At 67.3% G+C, this 17,201-nt stretch carries 17 protein-coding genes; 7 read left to right on the top strand and 10 right to left on the bottom strand.

Annotation, left to right across the window (positions count from 1 at the left end; translation table 11 throughout):
- The 3 genes from dusB to KDB67_RS02765 all read right to left on the bottom strand — a co-directional run.
- Positions 1-1,093 (bottom strand): tRNA dihydrouridine synthase DusB (gene dusB / locus KDB67_RS02755; RefSeq protein WP_291012190.1); only part of this gene is annotated, 1,093 nt, incomplete at its 3' end.
- Positions 1,094-1,167: 74 nt separating this feature from the next.
- Entirely contained in the window at positions 1,168-2,175 is a 1,008-nt protein-coding gene (locus KDB67_RS02760; RefSeq protein ID WP_291012126.1) for an acyl-ACP desaturase, read from the bottom strand.
- A gap of 139 nt (positions 2,176-2,314) precedes the next feature.
- Entirely contained in the window at positions 2,315-2,839 is a 525-nt protein-coding gene (locus tag KDB67_RS02765; RefSeq protein ID WP_291012129.1) for a nuclear transport factor 2 family protein, read from the bottom strand.
- 165 nt (positions 2,840-3,004) lie between these two features.
- Here KDB67_RS02765 and KDB67_RS02770 point away from each other — a divergent pair, with 165 nt between their 5' ends.
- Positions 3,005-4,402: a wax ester/triacylglycerol synthase family O-acyltransferase gene (locus KDB67_RS02770; protein ID WP_291012131.1), complete on the top strand. Its 1,398-nt coding sequence runs from the start codon at positions 3,005-3,007 to the stop codon at positions 4,400-4,402.
- Here the strand turns inward: KDB67_RS02770 and KDB67_RS02775 are convergent.
- Both KDB67_RS02775 and KDB67_RS02780 read right to left on the bottom strand, forming a co-directional pair.
- Complete coding sequence (locus KDB67_RS02775) at positions 4,399-6,423, bottom strand: NAD(+) synthase (protein ID WP_291012133.1); 2,025 nt, start codon at positions 6,421-6,423, stop codon at positions 4,399-4,401. The genes KDB67_RS02770 and KDB67_RS02775 overlap by 4 nt on opposite strands.
- A gap of 69 nt (positions 6,424-6,492) precedes the next feature.
- The gene (locus KDB67_RS02780; protein WP_291012136.1) at positions 6,493-7,542 is read right to left on the bottom strand and encodes an MBL fold metallo-hydrolase; all 1,050 of its coding nucleotides are present in this window, start codon (positions 7,540-7,542) and stop codon (positions 6,493-6,495) included.
- Between the two features lie 179 nt (positions 7,543-7,721).
- Between KDB67_RS02780 and KDB67_RS02785 the strand changes: the two genes are divergently transcribed.
- Positions 7,722-8,873, top strand: coding sequence for a CaiB/BaiF CoA-transferase family protein (locus tag KDB67_RS02785; RefSeq protein WP_291012138.1), 1,152 nt, complete (start codon positions 7,722-7,724; stop codon positions 8,871-8,873).
- A gap of 3 nt (positions 8,874-8,876) precedes the next feature.
- Here the strand turns inward: KDB67_RS02785 and KDB67_RS02790 are convergent, their stop codons facing one another.
- Positions 8,877-9,740: a GNAT family N-acetyltransferase gene (locus tag KDB67_RS02790; protein ID WP_291012140.1), complete on the bottom strand. Its 864-nt coding sequence runs from the start codon at positions 9,738-9,740 to the stop codon at positions 8,877-8,879.
- 737 nt (positions 9,741-10,477) lie between these two features.
- On the opposite strand from KDB67_RS02790, the gene KDB67_RS02795 reads away from it, so the two are divergent.
- The 3 genes from KDB67_RS02795 to KDB67_RS02805 all read left to right on the top strand — a co-directional run bounded on the left by KDB67_RS02795 (position 10,478) and on the right by KDB67_RS02805 (position 12,634).
- Positions 10,478-11,152, top strand: a complete 675-nt coding sequence (locus KDB67_RS02795) for a YcnI family protein (RefSeq protein WP_291012142.1) — start codon at positions 10,478-10,480, stop codon at positions 11,150-11,152.
- Positions 11,145-11,696 (top strand): copper resistance protein CopC, encoded by a 552-nt coding sequence (locus KDB67_RS02800; RefSeq protein WP_291012144.1) that lies wholly within the window; start codon positions 11,145-11,147, stop codon positions 11,694-11,696. Before KDB67_RS02795 ends, KDB67_RS02800 begins: the two co-directional genes overlap by 8 nt.
- Before the next feature lie 62 nt (positions 11,697-11,758).
- Positions 11,759-12,634 (top strand): CopD family protein, encoded by an 876-nt coding sequence (locus KDB67_RS02805; protein ID WP_291012192.1) that lies wholly within the window; start codon positions 11,759-11,761, stop codon positions 12,632-12,634.
- 1 nt (position 12,635) lies between these two features.
- On the opposite strand, the gene KDB67_RS02810 is transcribed toward KDB67_RS02805, so the two are convergent.
- Positions 12,636-13,553: an alpha/beta hydrolase gene (locus KDB67_RS02810; RefSeq protein WP_291012146.1), complete on the bottom strand. Its 918-nt coding sequence runs from the start codon at positions 13,551-13,553 to the stop codon at positions 12,636-12,638.
- A gap of 127 nt (positions 13,554-13,680) precedes the next feature.
- On the opposite strand from KDB67_RS02810, the gene KDB67_RS02815 reads away from it, so the two are divergent.
- The gene (locus tag KDB67_RS02815) at positions 13,681-14,571 is read left to right on the top strand and encodes an alpha/beta fold hydrolase (RefSeq protein ID WP_291012148.1); all 891 of its coding nucleotides are present in this window, start codon (positions 13,681-13,683) and stop codon (positions 14,569-14,571) included.
- Here KDB67_RS02815 and KDB67_RS02820 read toward each other — a convergent pair.
- From KDB67_RS02820 to KDB67_RS02830, 3 genes are all read right to left on the bottom strand, one after another.
- Positions 14,546-15,121 (bottom strand): metallophosphoesterase, encoded by a 576-nt coding sequence (locus KDB67_RS02820; RefSeq protein ID WP_291012150.1) that lies wholly within the window; start codon positions 15,119-15,121, stop codon positions 14,546-14,548. The genes KDB67_RS02815 and KDB67_RS02820 overlap by 26 nt on opposite strands.
- 154 nt (positions 15,122-15,275) lie before the next feature.
- Positions 15,276-15,590: a hypothetical protein gene (locus tag KDB67_RS02825; RefSeq protein ID WP_324387716.1), complete on the bottom strand. Its 315-nt coding sequence runs from the start codon at positions 15,588-15,590 to the stop codon at positions 15,276-15,278.
- Between the two features lie 143 nt (positions 15,591-15,733).
- Positions 15,734-16,399, bottom strand: coding sequence for a hypothetical protein (locus tag KDB67_RS02830; RefSeq protein ID WP_291012155.1), 666 nt, complete (start codon positions 16,397-16,399; stop codon positions 15,734-15,736).
- Between the two features lie 70 nt (positions 16,400-16,469).
- On the opposite strand from KDB67_RS02830, the gene KDB67_RS02835 reads away from it, so the two are divergent.
- Entirely contained in the window at positions 16,470-17,174 is a 705-nt protein-coding gene (locus KDB67_RS02835; RefSeq protein ID WP_291012157.1) for a helix-turn-helix domain-containing protein, read from the top strand.
- Positions 17,175-17,201: the final 27 nt, after the last annotated feature.

The raw sequence follows: 17,201 nt of genomic DNA on the forward strand, positions 1-17,201 counted from the left end.
AATGCATGATCTCGGCACCCTCGGGGACGATGTCCTCGTACGGGTCGTCGAGCCAGCCCTCGGGCAGGGCGACCTTCGCCGGTGACCCCTGTCGGCCCCGCGGGCCGTGGCCGTCGGTGGGGAACGGCGCGTCGGCGGGTAGCGCACCGACCAGCTCGCGCAGTTCGTCGAGGGTGGTCACCAGCGACATCCGCGAGCGGATCTCCGAACCGGCGGGGAATCCGCGCAAATACCACGCCACGTGTTTGCGGATCTCGCGGCAGCCCTTGAACTCGCCGCCGCCCTCCAGATGGTCGTAGTGCGCGATGAGCAGCTCGCAGTGCCGGATGATGATGTCCGAGACCTGCCCGAGTGTCGGGGCCTGCGGTGCCGGCCGACCGTTCAGCAGCGCCGACAGCTCGGCGAACAGCCACGGACGGCCCAGACAACCGCGCCCGATGACCACGCCGTCGCAGCCGGTGCGCTCCATCATCGCCACCGCGTCGATGGGTTCGAAGATGTCGCCGTTACCGAGCACGGGGACGTCGGTGACGTGCTCCTTGAGCCGGGTGATCTCGTCCCAGTCGGCGGTGCCCGAGTATCGCTGCGACGCGGTCCGGGCATGCAGCGCAACGGCTTTGGCGCCTTCGGCGGCGGCGATGCGGCCGGCGTCGAGATGGGTGCGGTGCTCGTCGTCGATGCCGATGCGGAACTTGACCGTCACCGGGATGTCGGTGCCCTCGGTGGCGCGGACCGCGGCGGCGACGATGCGCTCGAACAGCTTGCGCTTGTAGGGGATCGCCGATCCGCCACCCTTGCGGGTGACCTTGGGCACCGGGCAGCCGAAGTTCATGTCGATGTGGTCGGCGAGATTCTCGTCGACGATCATCTTGGCCGCGGCGTAGGTGTACTCCGGGTCGACGGTGTACAGCTGCATCGACCGCGGATTCTCCTCGGGGGCGAACGTGGTCATGTGCATCGTCACCGGATGCCGTTCGACGAGAGCGCGGGCGGTGACCATCTCACACACGTACAACCCCGACACCGTGCCGGTACGTTCGAGCTCGAGTTCGCGGCACAGGGTGCGGAACGCGACGTTGGTGACACCGGCCATCGGGGCCAGCACGACGGGACTGGCGAGTTCGATGGAGCCGATGCGCAGGCGTTCGCGGGTGTCGAGTGCGGTGCTCAGGACGCCTTCTTCTCCTGCTGCTGCCGGGCTCGCTTGAGGGCTTCGCGGGCCAGTGAACGGTCGCGCATCTCCTCGAACTTGACGGTGTCGCGTTCGAGCTGTTCGAGGAACGAGGCGAGTTCCTCGCGGGTCTGCTCGCCCTCGGGACCGAAGTCGTCGCGGCCGAAGACGTCCCACTTGCGCAGCACCGGCATGATGACCTCGTCGAGGTGCTGGCGCAGGTCGTAGATGCCGTGCTTGGCCATCAGCACGCCGTGCCGGCGGAAGTTGGGCATGCCGGCGCCCGGCATCTGGAAGTTGGTGACGACGTCGGTGACCGCGCGCAGCGTCTGGTCGGGGGCGATGTCCATGCCCGCACCGCAGATGTTGCGATAGAACTGCATGTGCAGGTTCTCGTCGGCAGCGATGCGTTGCAGCAGCTTGTCGGCGATCGGATCGTTGCAGGCCTTGCCGGTGTTCTTGTGGCTGACGCGGGTGGCCAGCTCCTGGAACGTCACGTACGCGACCGACCGCAGGATGCCCATCTGGCCGGTGGGGGTGGTGAACTCGTCGATGCGGTCGCCGGCGGTCAGCTCGGGGGAGTAGCCGCTGGTCATGTGCAGCATGCGGGCCTGTTCGAGGGCCACCGGGTCGACGCCGCGGGTCACCACGAGGTAGTCGCGCATGGCGATGCCGTGCCGGTTCTCCTCGGCGGTCCAGCGGCCCACCCAGTAGCCCCACGCCGAGTCCATCGAGAAGTTGTCGGCGATCACCCGGTGGTAGGACGGCAGATTGTCCTCGGTGAGCAGGTTGGTGATCATCGCGGCCTGGGCGACGTCGCTGAGTCGGGACTGCTCGGGCTCGTAGTCGACACCGCCGAGCGCGGCGAAGTTACGGCCCTCGTCCCACGGCACGTAGTCGTGGGGATTCCAGTCCCGCGCCGCCTTCAGGTGGCGATTCACGTTGGCCTCGGCAACGGACTCCAGTTCTCGGAGGAGTTCCAATTGCGTCAGTTCACGAGTCATTACAGTCCTTCGGGCGGATCAGAGTGTGGGCCGGTCGGTGCCCTACCATACGGCACACTCGGGCGCACGCCCAAGTCCAGGTTACGGTTCCGTAGCCTGGGTGTCGGGTGCGTGCGATCCGCTTTCGAAGGGTCTGTTGTCAGCTTCGGCGCCGGAACATCGCCCCCGGCCCGGTCATCCATTCACGTGCCGCGTCGTCGAGAGTTCCCAGCTCCAGTGCCTTTTCGCACCAGCGCATCGCCGCGATCGCGAACTTGAGCGGGTTGTAGACGTCCTCCTCGCGGCTCCACAGGCCGTCGCCGGCGTAGGTGAGGATGGTGATGTTCGTCGCAGTGATGGCGGTGCCGTCGCCGGGGTCGCGCATCGGGTTGTCGACCTCGCAGATCACCCGGCCCCGTTCTTCGTCGACGACATGCCACAGCGACGGATAGCCGGTCATGTGGCTACCGGGGAAGGCAGTCATCGTCCGCCAGATCCATTCGCGGATCTCCTCGCGGCCGTGCATGGTGCCCAGGGCATGTTCGATGTAGTCGGCGTCGACGGTGAACTGCTCGGCGAACCGGTCCCAGTCGCGGCTGATCGCGATCTCGGCGACGGTCGCCTGGAATGCGGTGAATGCGGCGTCGAGTTCGGCGGCGGTGAATCGGGGCGAGGTGGATGTCATCGCCCATAACCTAGCAAGCGCTAGGTTGTTGTGGCGAGACCGTTTCAGTATCCCGCGATGGTCGGGGTCCGCAGTCTGCAATGATCGTGACGCGCCCGCTCGTCGGCGGTGTGCGATGGAAAACTGGCCCGGCGCCGTCCGGGTGTGATGGAGGTGCGCGGACCGATGGAACGTCTGAGCGGTTTGGATGCGTCGTTTCTGTACCTGGAGACCCGATCGCAGCTGATGCACGTGGTCGGTGTCATCGAGATCGACCCGTCGACGATGCCCAACGGCTACTCGTTCCACGCGATGCGCGACGAGCTGAGCCGCCGCATCTCAGCGATGCCCAACTTCCGGCGCAAACTCGACAACTCGCTGCTCAACATCGACCACCCGGTGTGGGTCGAGGACGCCGACTTCGACATCGAGAAGCATGTGCGGCGCGTCGGCGTGCCCGCCCCCGGCGGCGAACGCGAGCTCACCGAACTGATCGGCCACATCGCCGGCCGCGAACTGCACCGCAGCAAACCGCTGTGGGAGATGTGGGTCATCGAGGGGATGTCCAACGGCAACGTGGCAGTGGTGCTGCGCATGCATCACGCCAACGTCGACGGCGTCACCAGCGCCGAGATGCTCTCGCAGCTGTGCACCATCACCCCCGAGCCGCCGCAGCTCGACGCCGACAAGATCAAGGAGACCGCGGGCGGCACATCGCGGCTGACGATGGCAGTCGGCGGGGCGCTGAACTTCGTGCAACGGCCGTTGGCGCTGGCCCGGCTGCTGCCCGGCACCGTCCAGGTGCCGATCGGCTGGGCCAAACGCGCACTCGAGGGTTCGGCGATGCCGCTGCCGTTCCAGGCTCCCGGCACGCCCTTCAACGCTCCCATCACGCCGCACCGCTCGCTCGCGCTCACCCAGCTGCCACTCGACGACGTCAAACGCATCAAGAACAAGTACGGTGCCAAGATCAACGACGTGGTGCTGGCCATCGCCGCGGGCGCGTTGCGGACGTACCTGGACAATCACGGGGGTCTGCCGGACCGGCCGCTGGTGGCGATGGTGCCGGTGTCGGTGCACGGCACCGACGAGACCGCACTCGTCGAATCCGGGACCAACAAGGTCAGCGGCATGTTCACCCAGTTGGCCACCGACGTCGATGATCCGGTGGAACGCGTCGACCGGGCTGCCGAACTGGCCCGGCGGTCCAAGGACCATCACGCTGACATCGACGCCAACATCCTGCGGGCGTGGGCTCAGTTCGCGCCCGGTGAGATCCTCCAGCAGCTGATGAAATCCTATGGTGGGCGCAAACTTTCGGCGCTGCACCCACCGGTGTTCAACGTCGTGGTGTCCAATGTTCCCGGTCCGCCGCTGCCGCTGTACTACCTCGGCGCGCGCGTGGTGGGCGTGTACCCGCTCGGCCCGATCTTCCACGGTCTCGGACTCAACATCAGCGTGTTCTCCGTCGACAAGTCCATCAACGTCGGCCTCCTCGCCTGTACCGAGTTGGTCCCCGAACTCGACAAGCTCGCCCACTCCTTCGAGGACGAACTCGCCAAACTCCTCGAAACCTGTGACTAGCGGTTTTGCAGTTCGTCCAGCCAGGTGCGGGCGGAGACGTCGGACGGGGACCGCCAGTCCCCGCGTGGTGAGAGCGAGCCACCCGAACCGATCTTGGGGCCGTTGGGCATCGCGGTGCGTTTGAACTGCGCACCCATGAAGCGCCGCAGGAACTCGGCGAGCCAGTGCTCGATGGTGTCGTCGTCGTATTCGTTGCGACGGTCGGCCGGCATCATCTCCGACCACGGGCCGCGGGTGCGATCACCCCAGGCGTGCCGGGCCAGGAATGCGACTTTGCTTGGGCGGTAACCGAATCGGGTGGTGTAGTAGAGGAAGAAGTCGTGTAGCTCGTACGGGCCGACGGTGTCCTCGGTGGACTGCACCGCGCCGTCCTCTCCCGGCGGGACGAGTTCGGGGGAGATGACGTCATCGAGGATCTCCGCCAGCGTCGTCGTGGTGCGCGTGGAATACTCGCCGGTGTCGATCATCCACCGGATCAGGTGCTGGATAAGGGTTTTGGGCACCGACGTGTTGACGTTGTAGTGCGACATCTGATCGCCGACACCGTAGGTGCACCAGCCCAGCGCCAGCTCCGAGAGATCGCCGGTACCCAGCACGATCGCACCGTGATGATTGGCGAGCCGGAACAGATGTGAGGTCCGTTCGCCCGCTTGCACGTTCTCGAAGGTGATATCGAAAACCTTCTCGCCCTTGGCATACGGATGGTCCAGGTCGGCGAGCATCTGTTCGCACGAGGGCCGGATGTCGAGTTCGGTACCCGACACACCGAGCGAATCCATCAGTTCGTGCGCCCGGCGCAGGGTGGCGCCGCCAGTGGCGAACCCCGGCATCGTGTAGGCGAGAATATTGGTGCGCGGCAACCCGATCCGGTCGAACGTGTCGACGGCCACGAGCAGTGCGAGCGTCGAGTCGAGCCCGCCGGACACGCCGATGACGATCTTCTGTAACCCGGTGGACCGCAACCGTTGTGCCAGACCCTGCACTTGGATGTTGCGGACCTCGCGGCAGCGTTCGTCGCGGTCGGCGGTACCGGTGGGCACGAACGGGAACCGCGGCACCAGCCTGCGCAGGTCGTTGTCGGTGCCATCGAGGGCGCCGAAGGTGAAAGTGATGCGCCGCAACGGTTTCAGCTGTTCCCGGAAATCCCCGGCCTGGTCGCGCAGGCTGATCATCCGCAGCCGTTCCTGGCGCAGCCGGTCGAGGTCGATGTCGGCGGTGATAATCTGATCGGCCATCGAGAACTGCTCACTGCGGGCGAGGAGCGTACCGTTCTCGGTGATCAGCGCGTCGGCGTCCCACGCGAGATCGGTGGTGGATTCGCCGTATCCGGCCGCCACATACAGATGCGCGGCGATGCAGCGGGCGGAATGCCCGGTGCACAACGACTTCCGGTAGCTCTCCTTGCCGACGGTGACCGGGCTGCCCGACAGATTCGCCAGCACCGTCGCACCCGCGAGCGACGCCCAGGTGCTCGGCGGGATCGCCACCCATCCGTCCTCGCAGATCTCCACATGCAACGCGAAGCCGGGCAGGTCGGTGGCCTCGAAGATGAGGTCGGCGCCGAACGGCACCGTCTGCCCGAGCACGGTGACGGTGTTGGTGACGGCGTCGCGGGCCGCGGAGAAGTACCGCTGTTCGTAGAACTCGCGATAGTTCGGCAGATACGACTTGGGCACCACCCCCAGCAGTTCGCCGTCGCGCAGCACCGCCGCGCAATTGAACAGCGCGTCACCGACATTCAGCGGCAACCCGACCGCCACTACCGGCCGCAATCCCCGGCTCGCCTCCAGTACCTGCGCCAACCCGGTCAGCGCGGCGTCGAGAATCGCGTCCTGCTGCACCAGGTCGTCGATGCTGTACCCGGTCAGCCCCAGCTCGGGGAACACCACCAGCGCGGTGTCTTGCTCAGCGGCCTCGCGCAGCAGTTCGACGGTGCGTTCGGCGTTGAATGCCGGATCGGCGGCCCGGATGACCGGCACCGCCCCGGCAACCCGGGCAAACCCATGTGAGTAAACAGACACGGATCGAGCGTAGCGGCAGACCGCCGCTGACCTTGCGGTTGAACCCGGAAACCGGGTCTGCCGGCAAACTCAGGTGGCTGCCACCGACCAGCGTTGGGGGAGTTCGCCGTCGTGGGTGAGGATGCCGCGGGACTCCAGGACGGTGAGGTGGGCGTGGGTTTCTCGGGTGGCCATGCGTTGTAGGGGGAGGAGTAGGTCGTCGAAGGGGCGGGACCAGGACACCGAGCGGGCGATCTCCCAGGCGGTGATCTGGGGGTCCGCGGCGACGGCGGCGGCAATCTCGTCGAAACGTTCCTCGTGATGGGACAGCAGAGTGGTGACTCGGTCGGCCAGGCCACGAAAACGGTATTCGTGCGACGGTAGTGCTTCGACGTCGGGGAGTTGTTCGGTGTGTGCGAGCGAGACGAGGTAGGCGGCGAGCGGGTCGGTCGGCTGGAAGATCGTGGTGGATACGTTGGGGCTGATCCGGGGGAGCAGGTGATCGCCGGTGAATACCGTTCCGGCGTCCTCGTCGAGAAAGCACAGGTGGCCGGGGGTGTGGCCGGGCGTCCACAAGGCTTTGACGTTCCAGCCGGGCAGGTTCAGCGGCGCGTGGTCGTCGAGTTCGACGTCGACGGTGCGGCCCTTGGGTAGGCGGGTGAAGTGCTGCATACCCGTTTCGGGGATGTCGGTGGGGGCGCCGAGACGGGCGAGTTGTTCTGTGGCCCAGTCTTGTTCGCGCTGGATCTCGGAGTCACTGCGAAAGCGCATGAACTTCGCGTCGTTGCTGTGCATCGCGAGGGTGAAGTCGGTGTGCTCCAGCAACCGGGGGACCAGCCCGAAATGGTCGGGATGCAGGTGGGTGATGGCGACGTAGCGGATCTCGCTGATGTCGTGGCCGGTGACGTGGATGCCGTCGACGAGGGCCCGCCACGACTCGTCGGTGTCCAGGCCGGTGTCGATGAGGGCCAGACCGTCGGGCAGGACCAGCGCGTAGACGAGGGTGTAGCGCAGCGGCGACACGGGCATCGGGACCGGGATCGACCACAGGCCGGGACGGACCTCCTCGATGGGCGGCATGGTCTTGGCCAGCCACGCCTCGTGCTGGCTGTGACCGGTGATCTCGATCGTCGATGTCATCGTCGCCTCCTTCGAAGGACGCCCCGGGGCTGCACTTCCATGAGATCACAGTTCCCGACAGGTGTTCGGGAAGGGTTACGATAACGAGCCGATGATGCGGTCCGCACAGCCCGGACGCCCCGGGCCGCGGGGGTGAGCCGGAATTGACCGGCCCCGGCACCATCGGCGATCGTTGCGGAATGGATCGAGAACAGGCCGGAACTCTGCCGCTGGACGGGATCACCGTCGTCACCCTCGAACAGGCCGTGGCCGCACCGCTGGCCACCCGGCACCTCGCCGACCTCGGTGCGCGCGTAGTCAAGGTCGAACGCCCCGACGGCGGCGACTTCGCCAGACGCTACGACGACGACGTGAATGGCGTTGCGTCCCACTTCGTCTGGCTCAACCGCGGCAAGGAATCGATCGCCCTCGACCTGCGCGACTCCGCCGACAATGCCCTGCTGCACAAGCTCATCGCCCGCGCGGACGTGTTTGTGCAGAACCTGGCACCCGGCGCCGCTGCCCGCCTCGGCTTCGGTGCCGACGAGCTGCGCGCCGGCCATCCGCGGCTGGTTGTGGTCGACCTGTCCGGATACGGTGACGACGGCCCGTATCGTGACCGCAAGGCCTACGACATGCTCATCCAGGCCGAAACCGGCCTCATCTCCGTCACCGGTACCCCCGACGCCGCCGCGAAAACAGGTATCCCGGCCGCCGACATCGGCGCCGGACTGTATGTCCTCACCGCGGTACTGTCGGCGCTGGTCCGCAGGGGTGTCACCGGCGAGGGCGCGGCCGTGTCGGTGTCGATGTTCGACGCCATGGCCGAATGGATGAGTCACCCGCTGTACATCCGGCTGTACGGCGACAGGCAGTTGCCGCGAGCCGGCGTCGGCCATGCGGCGATCGTGCCCTACGACCGGTACCCCACCGCCGACGGCGAGATCCTCATCGGGGTGCAGAACGAACGCGGCTGGGCGGCGTTGATGACCGATGTCCTGGGCCGTCCCGAACTGGTCGACGACCCGCGCTATGCCACCAACATCGCCCGGGTGGAAAGACGCGCCGAGGTCGACGCGCTGGTTACCGACGAAACCCGCAAGTACACCACCGACGACCTCGACGCACGCTTGGCCGCTGCGGGGGTTCCGGCCGCCGAGATCCGGGAACTCGATGGTCTGGCCGATCATCCGCAGCTGAGTGCCCGCGACCGCTGGCGCACCATCGGCACGGAGAAGGGCGACGTGCGTGCGATCCTGCCGCCGATGACGTTCGGCGACGTCGAACTCGCCATGGGCGATGTGCCCGCACTGGGTGAGCACACCGAGAAGATCCGCGCCGAACTCGCCTGACGGTTACTCCGGGGGCGGTCCGCCGACCGGCCCGAACACGTAGGCACCCGACCGCAGGAAGGTGACCGGGGAACGTTCCGGCCCGCCGATGAGCGGGGCGAGTGCCTCCCGCAGCGCGACCCGCCACCGCGCGGCGACGATCGGCTCGGTACGCCGCATCGACTCGATGTCGCCGGGCACCGGCACCACGACGGTCGCCGAGTCGGTGATCACCTCGGGTTTGCCCTGTGGGTGGTCGTGGTCCTGCAGGTCGACCGCGTACACGACACCCGGACCGCCCGGATCGACGACCGGCGGGTCGGGAACAGGAACGTCGAGCGGCCACGACATGAACAGCCGGTCGCCGGCGGCGAGATCGGTTCCGTCGGGCCGATAGAAGTCGACGAGGTACTCCCGCGGCCGTGCACCGAGTTTGACCAGGTTGAAGTAGGCGTTGCGGGACACCAGCGGATCGAACGTCCAGGTGATCTCCGACAGTCCGCGATCGATGGCCCATTGGCGTTGATACAGCTTCAGCGCGCGGCCGAGGTTGTGTCCGCGGCCCAGGCGGGAGACCCCGGTGATGTGGCTGTGCAGCGTCGTGCCGACGGGCGCGCCGAAGAACCCGACGCTGCCGCCGGCGAGCACACCGTCGATGAACGCGCCCACGACATAGTTGCCGGTGTGCGACAGCGCCCGCAGCGAGTCGGTGTCGGTCACCCGGTTGCTGGGGTCCGGGCGCCACACGTCGTCGAAGACCTTGGCCAGCGTCGCGAGATCGTCGGAGTCGGTGAGTTCGCGGATCACGACGCGCTCGGTGGCGGGGGTGTCGTCGGACTGCGCGCCTGATGTCTGCGCCGGTGCGGAGTCCGCGGGCGAAAGGGCCATACCGTCGATTCTGTCATCTGTTCCCGGCGCCGGTGGCCGTTCCCGATTGCGGTGTGTCCGCGAACCGGACACGGGCGCGGGTGGCGGACGTGGGATGCTGTACCGCGTGAGTTTCGAGCGAGGAGATGTGCTGCCCGTCCGGGCTGCTGTCGTCCTCGCAGTTCCCGCTCTGGGTGCCGCGGCCCACGGTTCGGCGGGGGGCGAATCCGCGTCGGCGTCGAACCTGGTCCTGCTGACCGGTGTCGGTGCGGTCTCCGCGATCGCCGCCGCCCCGTCGCAGCAGAGCGCTGCCGCCGTTCTGCGTCGTCCGGCGCCGACATGGTTACGGTTGGCCGCGGTCCTGTCGGCGGCGCAGGCCGCCGCGCACGCGCTGCTCGCCGCCGGTACCCACCCGATGCCCGGGCACTCCGGCGGCGTGTCCTGGCCGATGAGTGCCGCGCACGCGGTGGCCGTCGCGCTGACCGCGGTCGTGATCGTGATCGCCGCGCAACTGGCACAGCTCGTCGGCGCGGTGCTGGTCGCTGCTCGCAGGCTCGTCACCGGCCGGTATGCCCAGCGACGATCGGCACCGCGGATCGCCGGGGTCGTGCGGGTGGGGCCGACAGCGTTGCTGACCGGCGCAGGCGGTGTCCGGGGGCCTCCGGGAATGGTCGCAGTCTCCTCTGTAGTCGACCCGCGCGCCTGGCCCGAAGCCTCGGCGCGCACCCGATCTTGCCTGAAAGGCTTTGAACTCCATCATGTTTCGTATGAATCGATCTTCGCTGACGGCACTGTGTGCCGTCGCCGTCGTGGGCGGCGCGAGCACCACTCTCGGCGCCGGTGCGGCCGACGCCCATGTCAGTGCCAACGCCCCGACTCTCACCCAGGGTGGATACGGGGTGGTGACCTTCGTCGTGCCCAACGAGTCCGACACCGCGGCCACCACCGCCCTCACCGTCACCCTGCCCCGGCTCAAATCGGCTCGCCCCGAGATGATCAACGGCTGGAAGGCCGAGGTCGCCAAGGACCCGAAGACCTCGGAGGCCACCTCGATCACCTGGACGGCGTTGCCGGGTACGTCGGGTGTCCCCGTCGGCCAGTTCGGCCAGTTCCGTGTCGCCGGTGGCCCGTTCCCCGAGAAGAAGACCGTCGAACTGCCTGCCGTACAGACGTACGCCGACGGCCAGAAGGTGAACTGGAATCAGCCGACCAAGAGCAACGGCGACGAGCCCGATCATCCGGCACCGACACTGACACTTCCCGTCGGCACCGGCGGCCACGGGGGTCACGGCGAGTCGTCGGCCGAGGACGCCGACGACAGCTCGGACAGCACCGCACGCTGGCTCGGCGGGGCGGGTCTGGCCGTCGGCGTCATGGGTGTGGCGTTCGGTCTGGTCGCCTCACGGCGTCGCAGAGTCGGTGGTCATGCGTAGCCGGTATCCGGCCACGGTGGTCATGCGTAGCCGGTATCCGGTTGCGGTGCTTCTGCTGCTCCTGGCCGCGTTGCTCGGTGTGGCGTCGGCCGGGACCGCTGCTGCGCATTCGTCCCTGAAGTCATCGGTGCCGGCCGAGGGAGCGCAACTGTCGGCGGGTCCGCCCGAGGTGGTGCTGACCTTCAACGAGCCGATGCAGGAGCAGTTCGCGGTGCTCACCGTGGTCGGACCGGACGGCAACTTCTGGCAGGACGGCAAGGCCACCGTCGACGGGCCGCGGTTGAGCGTCGTGCTGCGCCCGCTCGGCCCGGTCGGCACCTACACCGTCAACTACCGCATCACCTCCGCCGACGGACATCCGGTCGAAGGGCAGCGGCGATTCACGCTCACCGTCGCCGGGACCGGGACACCGGGTGCGTCGGCGAGTGACGAGTCGGACTCGGGCAACGGGGTTCCGGTGTGGCCGTTCGTCGTCGGTGCGGTCGTCGTGATCGGTACCGGCGTGGGAGCGATGGTCGCGATGTCACGCCGCCGCAGGAGCTGACACTGTCGACGAACCCGGCCGACGGCCGTTCACGGGTGCTGCTGGTGGTTGCCTGCGTGCCCATGATGGTCGTCGGTCTGGTCGCAGCCGCGGTGCTCGGCGCGGCCGGAGATTCCGCGGACCCAGCCGGCGCGACAGCGCTCCCGGCTGTCGCGGCGCTGGCCGCGGCGACTCTGTTGGTGGGTTTGGGCGGAATGCCCACGCTCGGCACCGAACCTTCGCCGACGGCGATCGGTGTGACGGGCGGGGTATGGGCGGCCGCGTCGCTGGTGGCGGCGTGGGCCCGGGCCGCCGATCAGGTGGGCACCGGTATCGGCGACATCGGCGTCGGACAGTTCTCCGAGGTGATGAGCCACGGCGCACCTGACCTGGTCGCGGCGGTATGCGCGCTGGCGGTGGTGGGATGGGCATGCGCCCACCTGCTCACCGGCGCGGTCGTGCCTGTGCAGGTGGTGGCGATGCTCGGTGGCGTCGGACTCGTCGCGGTGGCGATCTCGGCGCACCCCGGCACGCACGCGGTCATGCCGGTGCTGGTGGCCGCACACGCGCTGGCCGCGGCGTGGTGGTGCGGCACTCTCGCCGCACTGGTGTTGACCGTGCGCGGCCGGTCCGGCTGGGCGCGGAGCCTGCCGCGGTTCTCCGAACTCGCCTTGTGGGCTGTGCTGTTGCTGGTGTTGTCCGGGATGGCGTCGGCCGTCATCGAACTGGGGTCGGTGACAGCGCTGGCCACCACCGGCTATGGCTTGATCGTCGTCGGTAAATCGGTAGGGCTGTGCGGGCTCGTCGCGTTGGCCGCCCGGCACCGTATCACCTGGGTGCCCGCCGCAGTACGGCACAAAAGCACTCAGACCCAGGCCATCCGCCGCGCCGCGATACAGCTCGCGATGATGGCGGTGGTCCTGGGTCTGGCGGTGGGGCTGTCGGTGACAGCTCCCTGAACTACTTCTTGGACGGCCGTTCGATGTCCCACACGGCGTTGAGCTCGTCGATGATGTCGGTCGCCTGATGCAGCGTCGACAGGTGACTGTCGCCGGGCAGCGGGTACAGCTTGGCGTCGGGCAGCAACGACACCATGTGTTCGCCGTGTGAGAACGGGATGATGTGGTCGTCGTCGCCGTGCCACCAGCGCACCGGCACCTTGATGTCGGAGACCTGGAAACCCCAGTCGCTGGCGAAGGCCAGGATGTCGGAGAACGGGGCGGTCATCTGCCTGCGTCCGCCGAAGATCAGGTCGTCGAGGAACATCGCCGAGAACTCCGGCCGGTTCAGCGCCTCGCGGTCGGCTTTGGTGGTGGTCAGCCCGTACAGTTTGACGGCCGGCCCACCGAAGGGCTTGGCCACCGACAGGATCGAACTGAGCACCTGCCCGATGGGGGCACCCGCGACCCGGACCAGCGGTGCGGCACGCACACCGAGTTCCATCGCGCCGCCGCCGATGCGTTCGGGACCGACGGTGGGCGCGACACCACCGAGGATGCCGGCGGCCACCACCCGGTCGGGGAACGCCGACGCCGTGGCGAGGGTGTACGGTCCGCCGCCCGAGAGGCCGATGACCGCGAACTCATCTATGTCGAGCGCGTCGGCGACCGTGATCAGGTCGTTCGGGAACTCCGAGACCGACTTGTACCGGTATGCCGTCGATGCTCCGACACCCGGCCGGTCCAGACCGAGGAGCCGGAACCCTTTCTCCGCAGCGTAGGCGCGTGCCTGAAGAGGGATCTGACGACGTGCGCCGGGAGTGCCGTGCAACCAGAAAAAGGTTCGTCCACCGGGCTCGCCCCACTCGGCGAAACCCATCCGCCTGTCATCGCCGACTTTGATCGACCCTTCGATCTTCGGACGTTCGACTTCCATCATGGGAAACAGAATGGCATGTCTTGTATCACACTGTCACCATCGGGTCCTGCTGATCACGAAAATCGGGTTCGGTGTGCTTGCTATTGAGCGTTCCCGAGTGGCGATCGGTGCGCGTACCGTTCAGGGGGTGAGTCCAGAGTTGCTGCAGCGCACCCGGCGCAGTGTGCGTCATCTCGTGCGTCCCTACCCGCTGCGGGACCTGCCCGCCGGGACGATGCTCGATCTGCCCGGCCGCGGGCAGACGTTCGTCACCGACTCCGGGCCCAAGGACGCACCGGCTGTCATCCTGCTGCATTCGGTGCTGACCACCGGACTGCTGTGTTGGTATCCGGTGATTCCGGCCCTCAACGAGCGTTACCGCGTTATCACCCTCGACCATCGCAGGCATGGCCGGGGTATCGCCTCCCCCGACTTCTCCCTCGATGACGCCGCCGACGACACCGTCGCAGTCGCCGACGTGCTCGGCGTCGACAGGTTCACCGCCGCCGGCTTCTCGATGGGCGGCGGTATCGCACAACTCATCTGGCGCCGGCACCCCGGACGGCTCAGCGGTATGGTGCTGTGCTCGACCGGCCCGTTCTTCTCCGAACAGGATCCGCGCGTGCAGGCGATCGCCGACAAGGTGGGCAGGTTCTCCGCCCCCGTGTACCGGGTGCTGCCGAAATCCACCCGGCTCGACGACATCGGTGCGCACACCACCGTGTGGGCGTTCCGGCAGTTTCTGTCCACCTCGCTCGCCGATTTCGGGATGTTCGGAGAAGGCCTGGGCCGCTTCGATTCCCGCGACTGGCTCGGCGACATCGACGTCCCTACGTCGGTGGTGGTGTCCACCCGGGACAAGGTGGTGCCGCCGGCGCGGCAGCAACTGCTGCTCGACGGCATCCCCGGGGCGAGGCGTTTCGAGGTGCCCGGCGGCCATGCCTGCTGCGTACTCGGCGCCGAGGACTTCATCGAACCGTTCGGCGCCGCAGTCGACGTCGCGGCGGGTCGCGTCACACCCGTACCGCCATCTCGGTGACCAGTTCGTCCTCCGATGCCGGGCGCAGCCCCCAAGCCTCCAGGCTGACACAGACACTTCGTTTGCCGCTGCGCCGTCGGCTGCTGTGGGTATGTCCGTGCACCAGCCACATACCCAGGTCGGGGAGCTGGAATTGCAGGAACTTGTCGCGTTCGTGCTCGTCCGGGGTGCCCGCGTAGGGGAAATGGCTCAGCAGTACTCCGTGTTCGCCGATCTTGGTGCGCGCATGTTGCTGTACCGATTCGAAGACATCGGCGAAGTCGGCGGCGTGCCGCTGAGCGTTGCGGTACATCGGATTGACGGGGTCATGATTGCCGGTCACCAGATGCAGGGGGACCTCCAGTGTGCTCAGTTGCTCCAGAGCGATGTGCATGCTCGCGATGCCGCCCGAACAGATGTCACCGAGGACCCACAGCACGTCGTTCTCCGGATCGAGCCGATAGAGCTCAGCCATCACCGCCGCGTCGTGCGCACCGGTGGTGTCGAAGCCGCGCAGACCGGCCAGCTTGCTGTGGTGCAGGTGCAGGTCCGCGGTGAAGTAGGCAGTCATCGGGTTTCTCGGTGGGGGCATGGGATGAATATTCGGCCGATGGTACTGCGCGGGTTCGGTCTCGGCGAGCGAATATGTCGGGGCTGCGCGTTGGTTGTCGTCGTATTTCTCTGCCGCAGAGGGCTATTGGTGCAATAGTGTCCCGTCGGGGGCGTCACGCCCGGACCTCGACGGCGACCAGCAGCGGAATGATCAGTGCGATCACGACAGCGCCGCGCACCAGACTCAGGCGTTCCCAGAGCTTGCTGCGTCGCCGCCACACGTCGGCCGGCATGTCGTTGTCGGGATCGGTCAGTCGCAGCAGGCGCGGAACAAACCATATCGCTGTCGGAACCAGAACTGCGAGAACATATCCCGCACCGGTGAGGGCGATCGGGTTGCGTGCCACGTTGTTCCAGTTGGTGGCGACCGCGGCCAGGATCATCACGATGATGACGTGATGGATGACGATCCAGAAGCGTTGTGGCATAATGCGGTACGGTCCTTTCCACATCGACAGCGACTCCGGTGGGTGAGACGCCCACACCGGGATGATGGCCAAATGTTCGTAAACAACTGCACCGCAAAGGATTCCCCATAGGGCAACCGCGGTGTATAGCGTGACGGCGGCCATCATCGCACCGCTTCCATGGCCGGTGCCGTGGGTGCGGCGGGTGCGGTATGCCGCGTGAGCAACCGGATCCCTGTTCCGAGGTACCAGAGTGCGATACCCGCCGACGCCGGGAACAGCACCACGAATCGCACACCCTCGCTGATGGCAGTCAGCGGTCCCGCGAACGCGTAGGCGACGCCGCAGAGCACTGCGATCGCGGCCAACGCGCGGGCTGGCCCGGTTTGTGACTGCCGGGCGACGTAGACGGCCAGCGCCGCGGTGGTCAGCCCGAGGGCCGGCGTCGCGACGGTCTGCAACAACAGGTGAGTGTCGAGGATCGGCGTCGAATCACCGTGTTCGAGATGGCTGAGGTCGGATGCTGCCGCGGTGTGGGGGAGCAGTTCGGCCGCGCCGAGTCCTGCGCCGGCGGCCGCCGCCCAGATCCAGGTCCGGCCCGCGAGTCCGAATGTGCTTGTGCGGGCCGTGGCGATCAGTGTTACGGCGATGAGGACCAGACCCGCGCAGGACGCGAGATGCGATCCCGCCCAGGAGTTCTGGGACAGCATCGACGCGATGTAGGCGTCCTTGGTGTCGCCGGAACCGCGTGGATGCAGCATCCCGCCGACGGCGTACAACCCGCCACCGGCCACCAGTCCGATTCCCAAGACTTTCGCAGGTTCGATCATCGCTCCTCAATTCATTAGAGATGTATTGAGTGAATATAGACCGACTCCGGCTGGGTGTACAGTGGCGATCGTGCAAACGCCCGACAATGCCGGTCAGGCCGACGCCCGGCCGTACCGATCGGCGCTACGGGCCCAGCAGGCCGAACTCACGCGGTCCCTGATCACCCGGGCCGCCCACGAGAGTTTTCTCAAGAACGGGTGGTCGGGCACCAGCGTGCGTGCCGTGGCGGCGTCCGCCGGTGTTTCCGAGGCAACGGTGTACGGCACCTTCGGTGGCAAAGCAGGCTTGGCGATAGCCCTCGTCGACAGCGTCGATCTCGAAGCCGACACCGAACGTGCCGGCGCAGAACTGGCCGCCGCAGCAGGTGATCCGCGCGGCCAGCTCGCCGCCGTCGTCGGCTTCGACCGCCGACTGTTCGAGAACGGCGGCGCCGTGATCCGCATCATCGCCGCCGCCCGCTACGACAACGCCGACCTCGACGCCGCCTACCGCGAAGGCCGGCAACGCGGCGACACGGTCCGCCGCGAGGTCTTCAGCAACTGGCCCGCCGGCACCTGGCGCGATGGCGTCGACCTGGAACAAGCCCTGGACATCTTCGCAGCCACCTGCTCGATGGCCACCTTCGACGCCCTGCACCTCGAACGCGGATGGAGCCCCGACCGCATAGAAACCTGGTGGAACCAGGTCCTGGCCGAGCAGTTCTTCGGAGTGGGATCGTTCGAGGCTCCCGAAGATCGATCTCGGTCGCCCCGTGGCCGAGATCATCGACGGTAAACGTGAGGATCGTCCGTGACGACGAAA

This window comes from Gordonia sp. (in: high G+C Gram-positive bacteria) (assembly GCF_020438995.1).
GTDB lineage: Bacteria > Actinomycetota > Actinomycetes > Mycobacteriales > Mycobacteriaceae > Gordonia.